Origin of the sequence: Streptomyces sp. BJ20 (genome assembly GCF_022869105.1) — a bacterium.
Taxonomy (GTDB): Bacteria; Actinomycetota; Actinomycetes; order Streptomycetales; family Streptomycetaceae; genus Streptomyces; species Streptomyces griseoincarnatus.
Window position 1 is genome coordinate 461,453 of sequence record NZ_CP094918.1, and the last position, 20,711, is coordinate 482,163.

The 20,711-nt window shown below is 68.6% G+C and carries 20 protein-coding genes; 7 read left to right on the top strand and 13 right to left on the bottom strand.

Annotation, left to right across the window (positions count from 1 at the left end; all coding sequences use genetic code 11):
• Positions 1 to 217 precede the first annotated feature (217 nt).
• On the bottom strand, positions 218 to 346 hold the full coding sequence (locus MTR79_RS33550; protein ID WP_280518294.1) for a hypothetical protein: 129 nt from the start codon (positions 344 to 346) through the stop codon (positions 218 to 220).
• A gap of 101 nt (positions 347 to 447) precedes the next feature.
• Here MTR79_RS33550 and MTR79_RS02210 point away from each other — a divergent pair, with 101 nt between their 5' ends.
• Complete coding sequence (locus MTR79_RS02210) at positions 448 to 810, top strand: hypothetical protein (protein ID WP_189365535.1); 363 nt, start codon at positions 448 to 450, stop codon at positions 808 to 810.
• A 115-nt stretch (positions 811 to 925) separates the two neighbouring features.
• On the opposite strand, the gene MTR79_RS02215 is transcribed toward MTR79_RS02210, so the two are convergent.
• Entirely contained in the window at positions 926 to 1,240 is a 315-nt protein-coding gene (locus MTR79_RS02215; protein WP_189365574.1) for a hypothetical protein, read from the bottom strand.
• 115 nt (positions 1,241 to 1,355) lie between these two features.
• Entirely contained in the window at positions 1,356 to 1,778 is a 423-nt protein-coding gene (locus tag MTR79_RS02220) for an ATP-binding protein (protein WP_189365534.1), read from the bottom strand.
• A gap of 559 nt (positions 1,779 to 2,337) precedes the next feature.
• Between MTR79_RS02220 and MTR79_RS02225 the strand changes: the two genes are divergently transcribed.
• Together MTR79_RS02225 and MTR79_RS02230 are read left to right on the top strand one after the other, a co-directional pair.
• A complete protein-coding gene (locus MTR79_RS02225; protein ID WP_348538673.1) occupies positions 2,338 to 3,198 on the top strand; it encodes a hypothetical protein in 861 nt (286 codons plus the stop codon).
• Positions 3,195 to 3,722 (top strand): GNAT family N-acetyltransferase, encoded by a 528-nt coding sequence (locus MTR79_RS02230; RefSeq protein ID WP_189365532.1) that lies wholly within the window; start codon positions 3,195 to 3,197, stop codon positions 3,720 to 3,722. Before MTR79_RS02225 ends, MTR79_RS02230 begins: the two co-directional genes overlap by 4 nt.
• Positions 3,723 to 3,908: 186 nt before the next feature.
• On the opposite strand, the gene MTR79_RS02235 is transcribed toward MTR79_RS02230, so the two are convergent.
• The 8 genes from MTR79_RS02235 to MTR79_RS02270 all read right to left on the bottom strand — a co-directional run bounded on the left by MTR79_RS02235 (position 3,909) and on the right by MTR79_RS02270 (position 8,965).
• Positions 3,909 to 4,721, bottom strand: coding sequence for a hypothetical protein (locus MTR79_RS02235; protein ID WP_308430266.1), 813 nt, complete (start codon positions 4,719 to 4,721; stop codon positions 3,909 to 3,911).
• A gap of 127 nt (positions 4,722 to 4,848) precedes the next feature.
• Entirely contained in the window at positions 4,849 to 5,073 is a 225-nt protein-coding gene (locus MTR79_RS02240; protein ID WP_189365531.1) for a hypothetical protein, read from the bottom strand.
• Positions 5,074 to 5,075: 2 nt separating this feature from the next.
• The gene (locus tag MTR79_RS02245; RefSeq protein WP_189365530.1) at positions 5,076 to 5,417 is read right to left on the bottom strand and encodes a hypothetical protein; all 342 of its coding nucleotides are present in this window, start codon (positions 5,415 to 5,417) and stop codon (positions 5,076 to 5,078) included.
• Positions 5,418 to 5,511: 94 nt separating this feature from the next.
• On the bottom strand, positions 5,512 to 6,438 hold the full coding sequence (locus MTR79_RS02250; RefSeq protein WP_189365529.1) for a hypothetical protein: 927 nt from the start codon (positions 6,436 to 6,438) through the stop codon (positions 5,512 to 5,514).
• Positions 6,439 to 6,508: 70 nt separating this feature from the next.
• Complete coding sequence (locus MTR79_RS02255) at positions 6,509 to 7,282, bottom strand: hypothetical protein (RefSeq protein ID WP_244788953.1); 774 nt, start codon at positions 7,280 to 7,282, stop codon at positions 6,509 to 6,511.
• Positions 7,283 to 7,303: 21 nt separating this feature from the next.
• Positions 7,304 to 7,768, bottom strand: coding sequence for a hypothetical protein (locus MTR79_RS02260; RefSeq protein ID WP_189365527.1), 465 nt, complete (start codon positions 7,766 to 7,768; stop codon positions 7,304 to 7,306).
• Between the two features lie 149 nt (positions 7,769 to 7,917).
• Positions 7,918 to 8,499: a hypothetical protein gene (locus tag MTR79_RS02265; RefSeq protein WP_189365526.1), complete on the bottom strand. Its 582-nt coding sequence runs from the start codon at positions 8,497 to 8,499 to the stop codon at positions 7,918 to 7,920.
• Positions 8,396 to 8,965: a phage portal protein gene (locus MTR79_RS02270; RefSeq protein WP_244788955.1), complete on the bottom strand. Its 570-nt coding sequence runs from the start codon at positions 8,963 to 8,965 to the stop codon at positions 8,396 to 8,398. The genes MTR79_RS02265 and MTR79_RS02270 overlap by 104 nt, the downstream gene beginning before the upstream one ends.
• A 91-nt stretch (positions 8,966 to 9,056) precedes the next feature.
• On the opposite strand from MTR79_RS02270, the gene MTR79_RS02275 reads away from it, so the two are divergent.
• Together MTR79_RS02275 and MTR79_RS02280 are read left to right on the top strand one after the other, a co-directional pair.
• Positions 9,057 to 10,997 (top strand): AfsR/SARP family transcriptional regulator, encoded by a 1,941-nt coding sequence (locus tag MTR79_RS02275; RefSeq protein ID WP_244788957.1) that lies wholly within the window; start codon positions 9,057 to 9,059, stop codon positions 10,995 to 10,997.
• 420 nt (positions 10,998 to 11,417) lie between these two features.
• Positions 11,418 to 12,389, top strand: a complete 972-nt coding sequence (locus MTR79_RS02280) for a phosphotransferase (RefSeq protein ID WP_244788959.1) — start codon at positions 11,418 to 11,420, stop codon at positions 12,387 to 12,389.
• 206 nt (positions 12,390 to 12,595) lie between these two features.
• Here MTR79_RS02280 and MTR79_RS02285 read toward each other — a convergent pair whose 3' ends face one another.
• Entirely contained in the window at positions 12,596 to 13,285 is a 690-nt protein-coding gene (locus tag MTR79_RS02285) for a TrkA family potassium uptake protein (protein ID WP_244788961.1), read from the bottom strand.
• A complete protein-coding gene (locus MTR79_RS02290) occupies positions 13,278 to 14,579 on the bottom strand; it encodes a potassium transporter TrkG (RefSeq protein WP_244793033.1) in 1,302 nt (433 codons plus the stop codon). Before MTR79_RS02290 ends, MTR79_RS02285 begins: the two co-directional genes overlap by 8 nt.
• Before the next feature lie 657 nt (positions 14,580 to 15,236).
• On the opposite strand from MTR79_RS02290, the gene MTR79_RS02295 reads away from it, so the two are divergent.
• Together MTR79_RS02295 and MTR79_RS02300 are read left to right on the top strand one after the other, a co-directional pair.
• The gene (locus tag MTR79_RS02295) at positions 15,237 to 16,001 is read left to right on the top strand and encodes a nuclease-related domain-containing protein (RefSeq protein WP_244788963.1); all 765 of its coding nucleotides are present in this window, start codon (positions 15,237 to 15,239) and stop codon (positions 15,999 to 16,001) included.
• A gap of 207 nt (positions 16,002 to 16,208) precedes the next feature.
• Positions 16,209 to 20,711: an AAA domain-containing protein gene (locus tag MTR79_RS02300; protein ID WP_244788965.1), complete on the top strand. Its 4,503-nt coding sequence runs from the start codon at positions 16,209 to 16,211 to the stop codon at positions 20,709 to 20,711.

Here is a 20,711-nt window from a genome sequence, read left to right on the forward strand (position 1 = left end):
GCCCGAGGCGTGGGCCGTGCAGCGTCGGCCCCCCGGGGGGAAAGAGAACGTGGCGCCCGATCCGGCGGCGGGCGTCGGCCTCCCCGGGCCGGGTGGCCGGACGACCGGCGGACGTCCAGCGGCCCTTCGAGCGCTGGAAGTAGGGCTCCGTTTAAGTTCTCGGTACTTCTGGCAGCCTGACCTGCGCATATGACCGTCTCGGCTTGGCCCGCCCTCGTCAGGGGCGGGAGTCCTCCACTGCGAGCCGGATCCGATCACCTACCCACAGGGCGGGCTCCCAGAGCCAGATCTCACGGGGGAGGACTCTGAGCGAGCGGATGCGGAAGTCCTCAAGGCTCTCCGCCACGTCTTTACTCATCCACTTGTGGGTTTTCTGCCCGTTCCGCAGTGGGTGATCCCCTATCGGACTGATACTGGCGCTCTTGCATGTTCTCAAGGGGAGGGGCCATGGCGCAGAAGCCTGTACCGAAGCATCTGAAGATCACCATCGACTTCGACCTCACGACTGAAGGGTCGACGGTCCGCTACAAGCGGGCGCGTGAAGCGTACGAGGTCGCCGTCGAGGCGGCGATCCGTGAGGCGCGACAGGTGTTGCCGTCCGACAGCATCCGGCAGATCACCAGCGAGATCGACTGGTCGTACCGCTGGCAGCGGAATGGTGACGTCCGCTTCACCCGCCCGGATGCCGCTTCTGAAGAGGAGCACTTGACCGAGGACGACTTCTACTTTGACGTCGAGAAGGGCGAGTGGAGGCGGCAGTGGCTGGATGAGCGTGGCGACGTGGTCACAGAAGGCGACTTCGACGACTGAGGCAGCGCGGCAAGATGGCTGCGAGGCCGTAGGCCGCGCGCTCTGATCACGTGAAGAGCCCCGACCGCACGGACGGCCGGGGCTCTTCCACCCTCACAGGGGTTCGGGGGAGCCGTTACGGCCTGACCCCGTGAGGGAGTGTGGGGCGGTGCTGGTCCACGAGGGTGTCCAGCGCGTGAAGGAAGGCCGTGTGGGTCCCGGCCTCCTGAGCAGCCTGGATCACCTCGTCCAGGAACGCGTAGGCGTCCTCGTCGGTGAGCTCGCTCAGCCAGGGGAAGGCGCTGCTGTCCAGGTGGCGGGGCTCGGAGAGCACGCTGTCCCACGTGAAGTCCGGAGGGTTCCACAGCAGGGTCACGCCGTGCTCCGGGCAGTAGGCCCCGGTCTCGTCCTCGATCGGGAAGTCGTGCTCGCCGGCGATGCAGAGGGTCATGGCGCCTCCCGTACGGCCCGGCGCAGAGCGGCTCCCTCGGCGCAGTTCTCCGGGCAGTCCCGGCACTCCAGCACGTGGTCGTAGAGGGCTTTGTACGCCATCTCGTACTCCTCGCTCACCGGGCCGGCTCGCACTTCAGCTCGCCCCACACCTGCTTGCCCCACCCGTAGAGGTCAGTACCCCAGCGCTCCGTCAGCGCATCGACTAGGACGAGGCCACGGCCCCGGAGCTGATCACCATTGGAGTCCGTCCGCATCATCGGGACGGCCTTTGACCGGTCGACCACCCCGAGGCGCACCCTGTTCGCCGTGGGCCGCGAGACGATGACACGGATCGAGGGCAGACGGCCGTGGTCGACGGCGTTGGAGACCAGCTCGGTGATGACTAAGGAGGCGTCGTCCATCTGATCTTCAAGGCCCCAGGCGGCCAGAGCGGTTCGCACGAGCCTGCGGGCAACGGTGGCGCTCTCCGCCACGCGGGGGAGTGTCTCGGAGTATCCGGGGTGCCCCGTGGGGCGCGGCGTTGCCATCACAGTCATCAGGACCTCGTAGGTGCGGTTGCGGTGTGGCCTTGACTGAGTGAACGGCTACGGGCCGCGTTGCGGCAGGAAAAGTACGAGCTGGGTGCGTCGGGTCCAACCGGAAATTTCCCCGCACCCCTGCTACTGATGGGAACTCAGTCACTACCGTGGGTATGTGACGGGGAACGAAAGCCTCAGCAGCGCAATGCGGGAGAGCGGGTTCACCCAGGCCGAGTTAGCCGACAAGGTGAACGCTCACCTGATCGGTGCGGGGCACGAAGGAACGGTCAGCGACCGCACCGTCCGCAACTGGTTGACCGGAAGAACGACGTGGCCCCATCCCAGGCAGCGTGAGGCGTTAGAGGCAGTATTCGGCAGTACCGCCGGGGAGCTGGGCTTCAGCCCGCCGGGGCGAAGACGATGCACCTCGACTCCTGCGGAGGACCCCGTGAGGCGCCGGAACTTCCTCACAGCCGCCAGCGGCACATCGGCCGCTGTCGTGGTTCCCTTCGTCGGTGCTCCGCCCCAGGTCGGCACTTCTGACGTCCTCCGGCTCCGTAGCGGCCTGGACGCTCTGATGGCCCTGGACGACACGAGGGGAGGCCATGAGGGCCTGGAGCGGGCCGCCCTGGCCGGAGCCGAGGCCCTGGAGAAGCAGAAGCTCCGAGCCACACAGCGCATCCGTCTCCGGCTCTTCTCCGTCGCCGCCGACTACACCGCCACGGCCGCCTGGAGCGCTCTGGATGCCCGGCAGGGGGACCGCGCGTACGCTCTGCTGGGGAAGGCCCTGTACCTGGCCGGGATGGCCCAGGACCCTGTAGCGGAGATGCGGGTCTGGAACTCGTACGCCATGCTGGCCCGCCAGCGCGGGGAGCACACGGAGGCGGTCGACTCCGCCCAGGCCGCCCAGGCGACCCCGATCACCAAGCGGGACCCATTCTTCGCCTCCCTTGCCCACGCCCGTGCCGCGATTGGCCACTCGGACCTCGGTGACCGTCAGGCCGCCATCCGCTCCCTGGGGTACGCCCAGGAGGCCTTGGAGAAGGCGGAACTGGAGCAGCCACGGCCGAGCTGGATGGCCTTCTACGGGCCGGCTGAACTGACAGCCATGACAGCGATCGTCCGGGACCGGATCGGGAACCCCGCCAAGGCCGAAGCCGCCTCCCACAAAGCTCTGGGCTCCATCCCCCTGCACTTCCGCCGCAATCGGGCCCTGGCCACTACGAGGCTTGCTCTGGCGCAGCTCCACCAGCGGGATGTCGATCAGGCGTGCGCCACGGCCTCCGGCGTCTTTGAACTGATGAAGGGTTCACCGCTGCCCGGGAGGATGCGGTCTCTCCTCGGCGACTATTACCGCGACCTGATCACTCTTGCGCCGGATGCGGCCGTCGCACGAGAGTGGGGGGACCGCTACCGAGCCGCGTGGAGACGAGATTGAGCACCGTCGATCTGGACGTCCGCCGCTTCACGCACGAGGACCTCCCGCAGATCCGCCAAGCCTTGATCGACGTGCACGCCGACGCCTACGCCGATGTGATGGATGACGAGTTCAACCAGCGCTTTCCCTGGTTCGTGGACCACTGGGGAGGGCACCCCGAGTTCGCCTGCGTGATCGCCTTCGATGGGATGGAGCCGGTGGCCTTCGCCTACGGAGCCCCGGCGAACCCGTATCGAGAGTGGTGGCGCGAGCACCTGGAGACTGTCCCGGAGAAGAGCCGGACGTTCTCCTTCTCCGAGCTGGCCGTCCGTACGAAGTGGCGGAAGACCGGGACGGCCGAGCTGGTGAGCCGGGCGCTGTTGGAGGGACGGGAGGAGGACCTCGTGGTCCTGCTCGTCGACCTCGAACACCCCAAGGTCCAGCACATGTACGAGTCCTGGGGCTTCCGGAAGGTCGGCGAGCGTCAGCCCTTCCCGGACTCCCCGGTCTACGCCGTCATGTTGGCCGGGCTGCCCCTGAAGTAGGCCGGAAAGACGAAAGCGCCCCCGACCTCCACACGGGAGATCGGGGGCGTTGGCGTTCCTGCCAGACAGACACCACGAGCACGGTACGAGAGTCAGATCTTCGGGACCTTGAGCTTTCCCCACGAAGTGGGTCCCGGAGGCCACTTGGCACTCGATCTGGTGAATCCACAGGCCCTCTGCCAGTCCTCATACGAATCCACGTCCGCCCTGACCGAGGATCGGGCCCGGACCGGCCTTGTACTTCCCGCAACCGACGGCCACCAGGCGCTTGCCCATGGCCGTGAAGATGGGCGAGGACTTCCCCAGAGCCGGACGGGAGCCCGCCATGAAGAACGAGGCGCCGGGGAACGGCTCGTACTCGGGCTGGGAGACAGCCGGCTGGCCATTCGCGAGCTCCAGGATCCGGTCGAAGCCCAGGGCTCCCGGGTCCCCGTGGAGGTTTTCGCTGACGTGCTGATGGCCGCACACGCCCTTGAAGGAGTTCCACTGGGAGAAGGACATCCGGACCCCGTTGCCGGAGCCGTACGAGGCCGGGTATGCCTTCCAGGTCCTCGGGCCGTTGAGCGGGACGCCGTGGTTCTTGTGGGCCCAGGCCAGCAGATCGGCCACGTCCTGAAGGGCCCAGTCGGGCGCCTCGGGCCAGTAGATGTACGAGTACCCGGCCTTCTTCCACTTCGCGTGGGTCGCCGGGTCGCAGGTGCCTACGAGCTCGACCTGGGTGACGTTGCAGGTGTTCGTCTCCACGCCGCCGGAGAGGTTCACCAGGGCCCGTGAGGAGCGGTCGAAGTCGAAGTGCTGGTAGGCCTTGAGCCCCTTGGTCTTGAAGTCCGGCACCAGGGTGAGGTTCGGGGCGCTGGAGCCGCCGCCGTACGAGGGCAGGTTCGTGCCCTCCGTGGTGTGCAGGACGACGACGTTGACCTCCTGGAGGTCGCCGCCGAACCGGTTCTGGTACCAGTACGCGGTGCTGGCACCGGGGTAGCGCTGAGGGCCAGTGGACACGAGGGCTCCTTGCACGAGGGCATGAGAAAGCCCCCTCCGGTGCCGTGACGCGTTACCCGGAGGGGGTTGCTGGGGGAAGGAAAAGCCCCTCCGGAGGGGGACTCGAAGGGGCGGCTCTAGGGACGGCTCAGGAGGCCGCGGAGGGTCTCTGCTTGAGGACGATGCCCTGGATGAAGTCGGAGTAGGTGACCCTGTTGTGGGCCTGGAGCTGCTCCTTCACCCGCCGGCTCTCGCTGAGCTTGGCCTCGACCTCGGAGTGGTGGGCCTTCGCCTGCTGGAGAGACTTCTCGGCGGCCCTCAGCGCGGTCTCCGACTCGGGAGGCGGGTGTGTGTTTTCGGGAAAGGCCCACATGATCAGAGGCTCCCGGAGACGTGGGACTGGCGAAGCTCCTGGAGGAGCCTGGTCATCGCCTTCCCCTGTTCGGTCGCGACATCCCCGGGCTCCTCGGCTTTCGCGAGCTGCTCCCGGGTGACCTGGTGGGCCGCCCGCTCCTGCTCGAAGGCGGTGCGCCAGTTGTCCTTCTCGGCCGTGAGGGCGGTCATCGCCCACTTCGGCACGACGATGCCGAGGACCATCAGGAGGGCGAACACGCCCACCATGCCGTACTGGACGAAGCTGCCGAGCAGCTTGCCGACGTCGGGGCCGCCGCTCGCCTCTTCGGCTGCGGCCATGACCCAGATCAGCTCAGGTATCAAGGGGACCTTCTTGCGTGGGTGAGCGCAGGAAGATCCGTGCGCGGTGAGGGCATGCGAAAGCCCCGGCCGGGGAGCCGGGGCTTCGGGTGGAGTGTCAGCCTGTGCGGGTCTCACCCATGCGGACGTCTGAGCGCATCTTATGGGCAACGGCCAGGGGCGGGATCGACACGGTCCGGGGGAGGTTGGCCAGCTCTGCGCAGGCGACCATCTCCTCGCCACCTTTCAAATGCAGGCCGCACAGATGACAGATGAATCCATCCTGCATGAGGGCCGTGCCTGTGGTGGTTGTCTCGCCGGGCACGAGAGTCATCATGGATGGTCCAGTGCAAGCGGGGCACGCTACCTGGGCCGTGACGAGCACGACATCATTCCCGTTCACGAGGGTCATATCGCCAACCCAGAACTCTCCCTGGTCCGGAGGCGGCGTGGACAGCACACGCTCCTTGGCCTCGTTGGGCATGTCCACGAACTTGTCCTCGAAGCGATGCCTGGCCTGGCGAATCCGGAGTTGCACATCGCGGTGGACCTGGCTGCGCTTCTCATCTACGACCATGAGGACAGTGCTGTTCCACCGGCCCCAAAAGCGGCGCGGGGATCCGTCAACATCCTCGATCAGGGACTGAACGGTCAGGATCAACGTCGGCAATAGGAACTTGGCCTCTTCTCCGCCCGTTGTGTGCGCGACACCGTTACGGAGATCGATCAGTTGATCCAACTGCGGATCCTTGGTCAGAACCCCGAGCGTCCGGAGACGAGCGATTGCCTCACCAGCGCCGACGGTTCGTACCCTGTCTGCCCTGCGGTGCCCTCCCATGTGGAAGAGCATCTCTGCGCTTCCCCGCATCTCGACGATGTAGATCGGGTTCCTCTTGACCAAGGTGGCCTTGGCGAGTCTCTCGATGGCGACACCGGCATGCAGCGCGAACTCGTCGTAATCACCACGAGCATGGTCGTCCATCGCCCTGTGCGCGACCTTCTTCGCGCCTCCCATGAAGCTCCCAAATGAGAGCGAATCGTCCATGCAGGGACGGTAACCGCCCTTGTAGTACAGGGCGATCGATTTCAGGGATCAACTGACCGCGCTGGTGTGGCTACTCGGGCAGCGGTTGTCCCACCTGCCTGAGCGGATCGGTGAAGACGTTGAACTCTTGGAGTGTCTTCAGAGCGCGAGGAGGCCAGGAGAACGTCTCCCGTATGGGCCACACCGGCTCCACGTAGGGGGAGTAGTTCCCGAATCCGAGTTCGTACCGCAGCCCTTTGGGACCTGCGCTCACGAGCTGAACGACGGCGTAGCCGATCCGTATGGTTACCACGGTGGCCCAGGCCTCGAACACACTTCCGCCTGCCCTTCGCTGGCGAATCGTCCGGGGAACGGAACGGTTCTCCATGGGGCTCCAGCGGTTGAGGTACCGCGGCGGCATCATGTAGCCGCAGAACACCTTCATCTCCTGAGCTGGCTGACGGTCCTGGTACAGATCCGTGAAGAGTTCAGCCGGAAGGTTCGGCTGGTCCTGCGGAAGCATGACCTGGCACATCAGAGCCGTCTTGAGGGTCCAAGTGGCCAGAACCTCCTGCGCCTCGGGTGGCAGCTCTACGATCTCACCCTTGATCATCGACAGCAGGTACGGCTTAACTCGTCCTTCAAGGGCACTCATCCAGCCGCTGTTGCAGGGCTCGCATACCGCCTTGACCTGCGCCGTCAACATGCGCCCGAAGTGGCGTCGGAGGCTGCTCTGATCAGAGTACGAACCCATCATGGCTCGATCGGTCCGCATCTTCTCGGGGAAGCCCTCGGCCAGCCACCGAGGATAGACATGCTCATTGGTGACGGGCGCACCACCACAGAACACACAGGAACGAGCCATGCGAGGACGATAGCCCCACTCCTACGACCACTGTTCAGCATTGTTGTAGCCCGGCCCCAGGGCGAACCACACCCGTAAGGCGACCTGGGTGCTGCCGCCCGGAGCCGAGTACACGTCCACGTCCGAGTGCAGGCCGGAGACGCCCGTCTGGTCGGACCACCGCAGGACGGTCCCGGAAGGGACAGTCCAGTCGAACTTGATGTCTCCGGTCGTAGCGCCCGAGAAGATGCACATGAGGAACAGGGTGTAGGTCGCGTTCACCGCCACGGGAAGCAGCAGGTGGTTGTCGTTCTGCAACGTCGTGGTGGAAACGACCGACTCGTCAGCGGTCTTGCGGGCGAACTGGATCTGACCGATTCCGCCAACCGTCAGGTTGCCGTTGACAGCGACGTTGCCCGAGACCGTCCCGCCCGTGAGCTGAAGGAACTTCCCATCGGCGTAGGCACGGTCCCCATGAGGGTCTGAGGCGGCCGTGTGGGCCGTCACAGCAGCAGTCGGTGCGTCACCCGCTGCCACGTCTCCAGAAGCCGTACCGACGGCCCTCGTGGCCTGTGCCCAGACCCAGGCTCGTGCGCGCCGTGGCTGCGTCCGCCAGGTTGGCGGTCTTCTGGAGGGCCCCGGCGAACCTCAGGTCGTCACCCGCCGCCACCGTTCCGGCCGTGGTGCCCAGGTCCAGGGTGGCAGCCGGCCCCAGGCCCAGGTTCGTCCTGGCGATGGAGGGGGACGAACAGCTCCTGGTCGATGTCGAGGGTGCCGCCCTGGCCCCGGCCGAGGTTCTCCAGGACCGTGGAGTCCAGCAGGAGCCTCGCCTTGCCCAGGCGGACGTCCCGCATACAGTCCGTGTACGCCTCGTCCAGGTTGTCGAGCGTCGACTCGATTCCGGAGAAGTCCGAGCGGCCCAGGTTCGCCCCGGCAGGTACGTTCCGCCAGATCCGGTTGGGCTTCATGTTCGGCACGTAGACGGCCGTGAGCTTCTCGATCCCCGTGGCGATGCCGCCCTCGTTGTCCACCAGGTCGGCCAGGGGCTCGGTCTCGGGGAAGTCCGTCAGGGCCATCTGGCGCCCCAGGGAATCCGCGGTGCCCTTCCACACGGAGTGCCGGATGACGCCGGGCTCATGGCGTTCGAGCTGGCGGACCACCTCGAAGCCGTCGTCCCGGATCGTGTGCCAGAAGGTGACGGCCGCGAGCTTGTCCCAGCGCCACTCGGGGGACCGCACAGTCGGGGTGGACCACGGAGATCCAGGGATGGTCGCGGACCTCGGCGTCCCACACGACCCGCAGGTAGACGCCTCCGAGCGCTGAGGCGACCTCTGCGCCCTCCCGGAGGGCGGCGTGGAGACCGTCGTCCACGAACTCGTCCAGACGCTCCTGGGTGGCCTCGTCCTCGGCCTTGAAGCTCGGCATGTCGCCGAAGAGGAGGTTGGCGCTCGCGCCCGCTATGGCGGACGCCAGGGGCAGGTGCTCCTTGTTCGAGCGCTGCTCACCGGGTCGGACCGGGTCTCCCCAGAAGAACCGGGCGAGCCGGCCGAGGAAGCCGTGGCGGTACTGCGAGGGCCTCTTGAAGAAGCTCCGGCCCGCCGGGACGTTGGTGACGGCGTTGATCCCGCCGTAGACCATGGACAGCTCGTCCGCGTCAGGGGACGGGAAGGGGCGGCGGAAGGCGACTCGACCGGAGCCGCACACCCGGCCCCGTGCCTGGCGCGAGGGACGGCCCTCCAGGGGTGACAGCGAGGCCGCCCGCGACGGCCCACCCCCTCACCCCCAGGATGGAACCATGCGCATCGACGTCCTCGGCGCCGTCCGGGCCTTCCGGGACGACGGCGCCCCCGTCCCCCTCGGCGGACCCCGGCACCGTGAGGTCCTCGGGCGTCTCGTCGCCGCCGAGGGGCGGATGGTCACCACCGAGACGCTCGTCGACGATCTGTGGGCCGAGCAGCCGCCGGCCCGTGCCGTCGGCGCCCTGCGTACGTTCGTCGCCGCGCTGCGCCGTGCCCTCGAACCGGACCGGCCGCCCCGCACCCCGCCCCGCGTGCTCGTCACCGAGGGCCCCGGCTACGCCCTGCGCCTGCCGCGCGAGGACGTCGACGTGCACCGCTTCCAGGACGCCCTGACCCGCGCCCGGCGCACCCCCGGCGAGGTGGCCGCGCTCGGTGAGGCGCTCGCGGCCTGGCGCGGTCCCGCCTATGCCGACGTGACCGGCTCCGCGTGGGCGGAACGCGAACGCGCCCGGCTGGAGGAACTGCGGGCGGAGGCGGTCGAGCTGCGCGCCCGCCTCCTCCTCGACCGGGGCGAGGGCGCCGGCCTGGTCTCCGATCTGCGCGACCACGTCGCCGTGCACCCGTGGCGCGAGCCCGCCTGGACGCTCCTCGCCCGCGCCCTGCACCACGCGGGCCGCCGCGCCGACGCGCTGGACACCCTCCGCCGCGCCCGCGCGACCCTCGCCGACCAGCTCGGGCTCGACCCGGGCGCCGACCTGCTGCGCCTGGAGACGGACATCCTCAACGGGGCTGCCCCGTCCTCCGCCCCGGCCGCCACCTGGACCGGCCCCGGCGTCCCGCTCGGCCCGCGCACCACCGTGGACGTGGCCCGCACCCTCGCCCTAGCGGGCGGCGACGCGCTGGTCCGCTCCCGCAGCGACCGCCTCGCCGCGATCACGGCGGCGGAACGCACCGGTGACCTCGCCCTCACCGCCCGGATCATCGGCGCGTACGACGTGCCCGCCCTGTGGAGCCGGGCGGACGACTCCGCGCAGTCCCGGGCGGTCGTCGAGACCGCCGTACGCACCCTCGCCGCGCTCGGCCCCGACGCCCCCGCCGACCTGACCGTCCGCCTGCTGGCGACGGTCGCGGTCGAGAGCCGCAGCGCCGATCTGACCCCCCAGGAGCGGGACCGCGCCCGGGGCGCGGCCCGGCGGGCGGAGGCACTGGCCCGGGACCTGGGCGACCCCGCTCTGCTGGCGTTCGCCCTGAACGGGGTGTTCCTTCAGTCCTTCACCCGCCCGGGACTCGCGGCGGCCCGCGACCGCACCGGCGCCGAGATCCTCGACCTGGCCACCGCGTACGACCTGCCCGCCTTCGCCGTGCTCGGCCGGCTCGTGCGCCTCCAGTCCGCCTCCGCCCTCGGCGACCTGGACACCGCGTCCGCGCACGCGGAGGCCGCCGAACGGCTCGCCGCGGCCACCGAGGCGCCCCTCGTCCCCGTCCTCACGGCGTGGTTCCGGGCCCGGGCCGCGGCGACCCGCAGCACCGAGCCGGGCGGACCGTCCCCCGCCACGGTCGCCGCGCACTACCGCGCCGCCGACGAGGCCCTCCGTACGGCGGGCATGCCGGGCCTGCACCGGGGCCTGCTCCCGCTCGCCCTGCTGGGCCTGCGCCTGCTGCACGGCCGTCCCGCACCCGCCGACCCCCGCCTCGACCGGGGCCCGTACCGCCCCTGGACGGAACCCCTCCTCCTGCTCGACCAGGGCCGTGAGGCTCAGGCCCGCACCGCTCTCGCCGCGGCCCCCGCACCACCGCCCGACCACATGCAGGAGGCGCTGTGGTGCCTGACCGCCCGTGCCGCCGTCCGTCTGGGCGACCGCGACACCGCGGCCCGCGCCGCGACCGCCCTGCGCGACGCGCGCGCCGAACACGCGGGCGCCGCCTCCGGCCTGCTGACCCTGGGCCCGGTGGCGGCGTACCTGGAGGAGGCGGAGGAGTGCGCGGGCACGGGGTGACGCCTGCCGGCACCGGGCCGACCGCGTCCTCCGGGCCGACCGCGTCCTCCGGGCCGACTGCGTCCCCCGGGACGATCACGCCCTCCGGGCCGATCACGCCCCCCGACCAACCACGCCCCCCGACCAACCACGCCCCCCGACCGACTACGCCCCCCGGACCGACCACGCCCCCTCCGGGCCGATCACGCCCCCGACCAACCACGCCCCCCGACCGACTACGCCCCCCGGACCGACCACGCCCCCTCCGGGCCGATCACGCCCCCCGACCGACCACGCCCCCCGGGCCGACCACGCCCCCCGGGCCGACCGCGGTACCGGCGTCAGGCAGCGCCGTCTCCCCCTCGCGAGCCGGACGAGCCGAACGACCGCGTGATCCGTTTTCCCGGCCGACCGTCACCCCGCGTCCCTATGCTGCTCGGCATGGGGGCCATCACCGAGGACGCGACCGAAGACACCGGCCACTCCTGGGCCTCCACCCGCGCCTGGGTGGAGCAGACCCTGTCCGCCGGGGAGCGCATCGAGCGCGTGGACCGGCTGCGCGGCGGCTGGACCTCCCGGATGCGCCGCCTGGACGTCACCGGCCCGGACGGCGCCCGTTCCCTCGTGCTGCGTTCCTTCGTCAAGCCGTTCTTCGTGCGGCACGCCGAGGGCCTGCTGACCCGCGAGGCGGACATCCTGCGCCTGCTCGCCCCGACTGACGTCCCGGCGGCCACGCTCGTCGCGGTGGACGCGACCGCCCGGCACTGCGACCACCCGTCCCTGCTGATGACCCGGCTCCCGGGAACCGTCCGCCTGCACGACGAGAACGCGGACACCCGGGCCGACGAGCTGGCCCGCCTCCTCGTCCGCGTCCACCGCCTGCCCGTGCCCGCGCCCCAGCGCCCGCGCGTCTACCAGGCATGGGCCTCCCCGGACCGGGTGACACCGCCCGCGGCCACCCGTCGCCCCGAGCTGTGGCGCCGGGCCGCCGACGTCATCCGCCGCGAACCGCCGCCGTACGAGGGCCGCTTCCTGCACCGGGACTTCCACCCGGGCAACGTCCTCTTCACCGGCCCCGACGACGCCCCGCGCATCAGCGGTGTCGTCGACTGGGTGGAGACCTCCTGGGGTCCGGCCGACCTGGACGTGGCGCACTGCTCGACCGCTCTCGCCCTGCTGCACGGCGCCCAGGCCGGCATGGACTTCGGCGACCGCTACACCACCGCCGGCGGCACCCTCGCCCCGGACGCCCTCACCCACCTCTACTGGCGCCTCCTGGACACCCTGGGCTACGGCGACGCGGAGAAGGTCGCGGTCCCCTGGCGTGACCTCGGCCGCGCGGACCTGACCCCGGAGGCCCTCGTCGGCCGCCTGGAGGACTACCTGGACGCCCTGTTCACGCGGTACGGCTGAACACGAAGAAGGGGCTGGTTCGGAGAACCCGCCCCACCACGTCGACCCGTCGAGGTCACGGCCGCACCAGGCAGTACCGCTGCTGCCCCGGCCGTTCCGCGACCGCGCGCGCTGCCCTCCACGCAGCGCGACGTGCGGAGGGGGGGTCTGCGAACCTGAGCGACCGCCGGAAGGATCGGCCGGCCGTCGACCGGCGCCGGCCGGTCCTACTGGAGCTCACTGAAGCGCTCGGTCGCTCGCGTGCGTCCGGCGACGATGACGGTGTCGTCCGCTTCCACGACGGTGTCGGCGGTGGCGTAGGTGAAGCCTTCGCCGGGACGTTTGATGGCGACGACGGTGATGCCGTAACGGGTGCGGACGGCGCTGTCGGACAGAGGGAGGCCGATGATGTCGGCCGGCGGCTTGGTCTTGACCATGGCGAAGTCGTCCTCGAACTCGATGTAGTCGAGCATGCGGCCCCGTACGAGGTGGGCGACGCGCTGGCCCATGTCGTGCTCGGGGTAGACGACGTGGTGGACGCCGAGCTGGGTGAGGATGCGGCCGTGGGCTTCGCTGATGGCCTTGGCCCAGACGTTCTCGATGCCGAAGGAGATCAGCAGCGAGGCGGTGAGGATGCTGGCCTCCAGGTCGCTGCCGATGGCGACGACGGCGCGGTCGAACTCGTGGACGCCGAGCTGGCGGAGCGCGTCCTCCTTGGTGGAGTCGGCCCGCACCACGTGGGTGAGGGAGCCGGAGAGGGCCTGGACGACTTCGGTGTTCTCGTCGATGCCGAGGACTTCGGTGTCCTCGTCGGCGAGTTCCAGGGCCAGGGCGCGGCCGAAGCGGCCCAGGCCGATCACGACGACGGAGCCCTCCGTGCCGCCGCGCCGCTTCTTGGGGCTGGGTTTCCTAGCCAATGACGGGTCGCTCCTCGGGAAGGTCGTACAGGCGGACGCGGGCACGCAGGGCGAGCGCGGACGCGACGGTGATGGGGCCGAGCCGGCCGATGAACATCAGCGCGACCAGCAGCAGTTGCAGGCCGGGATGCAGGCCGGCGGTGATGCCGGTGGACAGGCCGACGGTGGCGAACGCGGAGGTGGTCTCGAACAGTGACTGGTCCAGGCTGTGGTCGGTGAAGACCACGAAGGCCAGCGTGGAGACGGCCACGGCGGCCACGGACAGCAGCACGACGGTCAGCGCCTGGCGCTGGAGGTCACCGTGCAGGCGGCGGTGGAAGATGTTGACCGCGCCCTCGCCACGGATCTCGGCGTATATGACGAAGAACAGTACGGCGAAGGTGGTGACCTTGATGCCGCCGGCGGTGCCGGCGCTGGCTCCGCCGACGAACATCAGCACGTCGGTGCCCAGCCAGCTGGCCGGATTCATCTGGGAGGTGTCGACGCTGTTGAACCCGGCGGTGCGCGGCATGACCCCCTGGAAGAACCCGGCCAGCAGCTTCCCGGGAGCGTCCATGGGGCCCAGGGTGGCCGGGTTGGACCATTCGATCACGGTGACGAAGGCGCTGCCGCCGACCAGGAAGATCCCGGAGGCCCACAGCACGATCTTGGTGTGCAGGGACCAGGACCCCGGCCGGCTCCAGCGGCGGCGGAGCTCGAACAGCACCGGGAAGCCCAGTCCGCCGGCGATGACCGCCAGCGCGACGGGCAGGCAGATCCAGGGGTCGGTGGCGAAGCCGATGAGACTGTCGGAGTACAGGGCGAATCCGGCGTTGTTGAAGGCCGAGACGGCGTGGAAGACGCCCAGCCACACCGCCCGCGGCCACGGCTCGTCGTACGCGGTGGCGAACCGCAGGGTCAGCACCAGGGCGGTGACGGCCTCCAGCAGCAGGCTCACCTTGACCACACCGGTCACGACCGAGCGGACGTCACCGAGCCCCAGGGTCTTGGTCTCCGCGGCGGCCGTCAGGCGTGCTTTCAGGCCGAAGCGGTGGGAGACCAGCAGCACCAGCAGGGAGGCGAAGGTCATGATGCCGAAGCCGCCCACCTGGATGAGCGCCAGGATCACCGCCTGCCCGAATCCGCTCCAGTAGCCGGGGGTGTCGACCACGATCAGACCGGTCACACACACCGCGGACGTGGAGGTGAACAACGCGTCCACCACGCCCGCGCCGCCGGGTCCTGCCTTGGCGACCGGCAGCATCAGCAGACCGGTACCGACCGCGACAGCCGTGGCGAAGCCTGCCACGACCACCTGCGCCGGATGCTTGAGACGCGGCCACCGGCGCGTCACCACAACAGGCCCTCCGCTCCGCGGACGGGCACCACGATTGTTCGCACCGGAAGACGATAGACAACCCAGACGGCGATTCCGGGGCCGGGCCCTGCCGTGAGCCCACTGCCGTGTCTTTGCTTACGCCAAGGCACTGATGTCAGGCGGCCCCGGAAACGGCGCGCCGGCCGACTTGGGCGGCAAGTAAAAGGGCGAGGCCCGAAGACCCCGCCCGCCCCTCACGAAACCCCAGCTCACGGCCACACCAGGCAGTACGCCTGATGCCCCGCGTCGTGCAGCCGGTGCGAGAAGTCCTGCCACTCGTGCAGCGAGTGGGAGGGGTGCGGTGCTGACCTCGGGCTTCTTGGTCATATGTGCGTTGACCTGCGGGAACTCCTCTCGGTAGTTCTCACGGGTCAACGCCGTTTCCCGGGCTCATGTGCCCTGGATGTGCCCTGTCCTGGCTGCAGAGTCGGCTGGGAAGCGCACGCCTGCCCGGCGCATACATGAGGCCGTCTTGCTCACTGCTTCTGACCCTGGTCACATGGTCATTGGTCTTTTGGTGGGATGCGAAACGGGGGACGCGTGAGCGGATTACGGGTCTCTGTGTGGAAACGTTACGGACATGACCGTCTCTACGTGAATCAGCAGGACGGCACGAAGGTCGCCTGGCTCGACCGCCGCACGGGGTCTCTGGAGCTTCTGGTCGAGGAGCAGCGGGACGCGGTACTCGACGCCCTCGCTCCCTACCTTGCTACTTCTTCTTTGCCGGTAGTGCACAAGGCACTGCGCTCTGAAGACGACCTTGTGGGGAACCGCCCAGGAGACGCGCTGCAGACGAAGGTGGACGAACTGGCACCCGGCTTCTGGCGGTGGGTGTTGGCCAGGATGTCCGGTAGGCGTCTGGAGGTGGACAGCTGGCGCACCGGACTGGCCGGTGAGCGCCGGGTGGGGGTGGAGTTGGAGAGGGTGGCGTGGCGAGGCTGGCGAGTACTGCATTCCATACCCCTGGCAGGCGATGTCGACATCGACCACGTCCTGATCGGTCCGGGCGGAGCCTTTTGCGTCAACACGAAGTGCCACCGCGGTGCGCGTGTGTGGGTGGGCGACGACTCGGTTCGGATAGGCGGCCAGTCGTACCCCTACGTGCGGAAGAGTCGAGCCGAGGCGCGTCGGGCATCGAGCGCGCTGACGCGTGCGTGTGGCTTTCCCGTCGAGGTTCAGCCGGTGCTTGCCTTCGTTGCGGTGGCAGAGCTGCAGGTCGTGCCGTCGCTTCACGACGTGCGTGTCCTTCAGGAGCGCGACATCGCAACGTTCAAGCACCTCAAGGCTGGCTGGGGACCGGACAAGGTCGAGTTGGTGCACATGGCGGCACGTGATCGCCGCACGTGGGTTCGCCCTTGAACGGTTGGCTGGGTTACAGCCAATTTCCGCGGATTGTGGCTGGTTTACGTCATTACTCGCCAGTCCTTGTTGAAGGCCGCGCTTCTCTCCCACATCCTGGAAGGCTTTCCGTTGAGCCATGATCTGGGGGGATAGGTGTCTCTTCACTCTGCACTCCGTGCGAACCATCCGGAGGCGGTCCACCGCACGCGCCAACTTATCGAATACATGCGCGAATTTGTTCGCGGGTCATACAAGCCGGTGCGGGACTGGCAGAAATACCCGGAGGTCCTCTGGCTTTCCGACATTCCGGACGACAGGCTCCGGCGGAACCCGGATGGCGACCGGACGCTGCTTAAGGTGGCGCACCGCCCGTCCCGCCCGGCTCCTGTCCTGCCCGAGGCGCTGGTGGGATGGGTCGATCCCGAAGCCGCCGCCACCGCATCGCCCGAAGTGCCACCGTTGGCCGAATCGGGACCGGGGCAGGGTTGGCAAGAGGACGAAAACGGAGACCTGTTCGAAGTTTCCGAGATTCGCCGGGAGGAAGCGCACGACGTGCTGCGCGCCTACACACGGTGGCTCGACGCGTGGCGCAAGTGGTCGGAGAAAGAGCGCATCGACCGTCCTTATAGGGAACTCCATCAGCAGCTGTACCGAATGGCGACCAGGATTCAGCAGGACGGCGAGGAATACGAGGCGGTACTGGGCGCCGGATTGCTGACCGTTGGAGCCGCACGTCCGTCGGCGCGCATCGCCCGGCACATTTTGACGGCGCCGCTGATACTCACCGTGAATCCCACGAACATGTCCATCACCGTCGCCCTCGCCCCCGGCGACCCGGCGCGGATGGAGGACAGCGAATTTCTCGACGCGGACGCGGGCTACAGCACCCGTCTGCTGAGCCCGCTGCGGGACCGTATCGATACAGAAGGATTCCATCCGCTGTCCCGTGACTCCCAGGACGTGCTCGGCGACTGGTCGGAGAGGGCGTTCGGCACGGATCGCGCGGTGGCGTTCCACCGTGGCTGGGGCCGCCCATCCGCAGACCTCGCGCTGCCGGTGCCCACACTTGGGTTCGCGCCGGCGATCATTCTCCGCCAGAGGGGCCAGGGTGCCCTCGTAAACTTCTACGACGGCATCGCGAACCGCCTCGCTCAGCCCGGTGCCATGGCTCCGCTGGGCTTGGCTCAGCTGCTGTACCAGCTGGAAGCGGAGGACCGCAGGGTGTGGGGTACGGCGGCGGGGAGCCGTGACGTGCCGCCCGCCCTTGGCCCTGACCCGCTGTTTCCGCTGCTGTCGAACGAAGCCCAGCGGGAGGTGCTGAGGCGCCTACAGACCGATACCGGCGTCGTGGTTCAGGGACCGCCAGGCACGGGAAAGACGCACACCATCGCCAACCTCGTGTGCGCCTTGCTGGCGGACGGCAAGCGGGTGCTCGTGACGAGTGAGAAGGGCCAGGCTCTGAAGGTCCTGCGGCAGCAATTGCCGCCCGAGCTTCGCAACCTGTGCGTCCTCCAGGGCGACCGGCGCCAGGACGGCAGCGACGACCTGGAACAGTCCGTGCGCGCGCTTTCCCAGCTCAGTGCCACCCAGTCGACGGAGCGTCTCGAGGTAAGGATCAAGAGCCATGAGGCGCTGCGCTCGGAACTGTCGGACACCCGCGCGCGGCTTCGTGACGAACTGCGCGCCATACGTGAGGCGGAGTGGTACGAACACCTCGACGTGGCACCCGGATACAAGGGGCGGCTCGCGGAGATTGTGGAGACGGTCGCTGCCGGTGCACCGAAGTACGACTGGATGCCCGCTCTGCCCGCCTCGGCACCGCGCGAACCGTCACTGACCCAGGACGAGGCCCAGCGCCTGCTGGGCCTGGTGTCCCGGCACGGGGCCGGCGTGCTGGACGAGTATGCCGCCCGCTGCCCGGACCCCGCGGATTTCATCGCACCCGTGCTGTTCGAAGAAGCGGTCAACGCCCTGGACGCCGCTGTACGTGCCTGTGCTGCGTCGGCGTCCGACACACTTGCCCTCGAACTCGCAGACCGCGGAGATGAGCTGATCGCGACACTGGTCGGTCTGCTGGACGCAGCGGAACACGCGCTGCAGAGCGAGGGACTGCCGGGTGATCCTGCCGCCTGGCCGCCCGAGGAGTGGACCACGCGCGCCTTGCAGGACGGAATGGCAGGCCGGCGGCAGCAGCTGTGGGAGGGAGTGCGGCAGGCGTCCGCCCGTGCCGAGGACGTGCAAAGCGTGCTTCAGCACATGCTCTTCACCGTGCTCGACGTACCCGACGTGGCGCTTGCCGAGGAATCACGTCTCATCGCCGCCGGGAAGGATCTCGAACGGTACTTGCGTGCAGGCGGCAAGCTGCGCAAGTTCGCCCCCAGGCCAGTCCAGAAGGAGGCCCAAGTCCTTCTGCAGGACTGCCGGGTGGATGGGAGGCTGCCCAGCACACCGGACGAGATCTCCGCGTTGGTGGCTCATCTGGCGGCACGCCAGTGCGTTCGGCAGCTGAACGAGCGCTGGAAGAGCGTCGACGCGCCCGAGGCCGAAGGCTCCACGCAGGTGGCTCTGTCGGAGCTGCTGGACCGGGTGCCGACGCTCCGCGCGGTGGACGGGTTCACCCAATCCGTGCGTACGCTGCACGAAGTCCTACTTAAGGCCCGGATCAAGGCCACGGTGCGGACGGCACAACAGTGGGACGACGTGCGTACGTCGGCGAACGGTGCGGAACGGCTGCTCCGTGCCCGTGAGGCGGAGGAGAGGCTGCGGTCCATCTCCGAGCAGCTGCCGCGACCCGATGCCCGCGGAGTGGCCGAACTGGCAGAGGTACACCGGGCTGTCACCGACCGTGATCCACAGGCGTACACGTCCGCGATCGATTCGCTGACCGAGGCATTCCACCGTGAGGCTGATCGCCGGGAGGCCCGCAAACTCCTGGACCGCCTGTCCGAGGACCACCCCGAACTGGCACGGCGCTTCGCCGAGTCCCCGACCGAGGCGGCGTGGGAGACCCGCCTTGTAGACCTGGATGGGGCCTGGGCATGGCGGCGAGCGCGTACCTTCCAGGACACGATGCTGACACCTGGCAGGGAAGCCAAGCTAGACGGCGAATTGGTGGCAGTCGAAACGCAGTTGAGGAGAACGGTGACTCAACTAGCGGCCGACCGAGCGCTGTATCACTGCCTGGACCGGATGACGGCCGGACAGAAACAGGCGCTGAGTGCCTACGCGTCGGCCACGGCGAACGCAGGCAAGGGAATGACGGCACTCGGCAAGCGGCACCTGAAGGCCGCCCGTTCCGCGATGCGTGACGCGCGTGCCGCGGTCCCGGCATGGGTCATGCCGATCAAACAGGTGGCCGAAATGATCGATCCCGAACCGGACGCCTTCGACGTCGTCATTGTGGATGAGGCGAGCCAGGTCGGTCTGGACGGTCTGATGCTGCTGTGGCTCGCTCCGAGGATCATCGTCGTGGGTGACGACAAGCAGTGTGTCCCGTTTTACACAGGCGGCAAGCACGAGCGGCTCAACGAACTCCTCGACTCACTCCTGCCCCATCTCACCGACTGGCAGCGGGACGGACTCAGCCCCAAGTCCAACCTCTACGACCTGCTGTCTGCGCGCTTCAGCGAGACGATCAGGCTCACCGAGCACTTCCGGTGCATGCCGGAGATCATCAAGTGGTCCTCCGCCCAGTTCTATCCCGACAACGAACTCGTGCCGCTGCGGCAGTACGGAGCGGACCGACTGCGGCCCCTCGAAGTCGTTCATGTGCATGAAGGTCACTGTGAGGGACGGCGAGAGACCCTGGTCAACAAGCCCGAGGCCGAACGCATCGTCGCCAAGTTGCAAGAACTCGCGGAGGACGAAGCATATGCGAAACGGAGTTTCGGGGTCATCGTGCTCCGTTCCGGACACCAGACAAGGCTCTTGGAGAGTCTCATCGACACGCAGATCGACTCCACGATCCAGGAGCGGCACAACATACGTGTCGGCACGGCCGAACAGTTCCAGGGGGACGAACGGGACGTCATCCTGCTCTCGCTGGTCGTCGACGCCGACAACACCCGGGCCCTGACCGGCCAGGGCGACGGAAGACGGTTCAACGTGGCTGCCAGCCGGGCCCGCGACCAGATGTGGCTGTTCACCTCCGTCACACCGGACCAGCTGCGCAGTAGGGACCTGCGTCACTCCCTGCTCACCTACATGCAGGCGCCGCCGGAACTTCAGGGCACCTCTCCCGGCCTTTCCGCCGTTTCACCCGATGAGCAGTGCGAGCCGTTCGACTCGCTCTTCGAGCAGCGGGTCTTCCGCAGGATCAAGGAACGTGGCTACCACGTCGTCCCTCAGTGGAAAGTCAGCGGCAAACGCATCGATCTCGTCGTCGTTGGAGAGACGGGCCGCCTCGCCGTGGAGTGTGACGGCAGCCCGTATCACTCCACCTCTGACCAGATCCGTGACGACTACGAGCGGGAGCGGGAACTGCGCCGGGCAGGCTGGCAGTTCTGGCGTATACGCAGCAGCGAGTTCGCCCTGTCTCCCGAAGATTCGCTGACCCCGTTGTGGAAGCGCCTTGACGCTCTGGGGATCCGGCCCGGAGTCACCGAGGAGGCCCAGGGCGACTCGGGGAGCATTTGGGCCCCGATCGAGATGGACGACGCCGACCTCACCACCGATGAACTCGACGCCATGCTCGATGAGGATGCGTCCGTCTCTCTCGAAGGGGCCTGA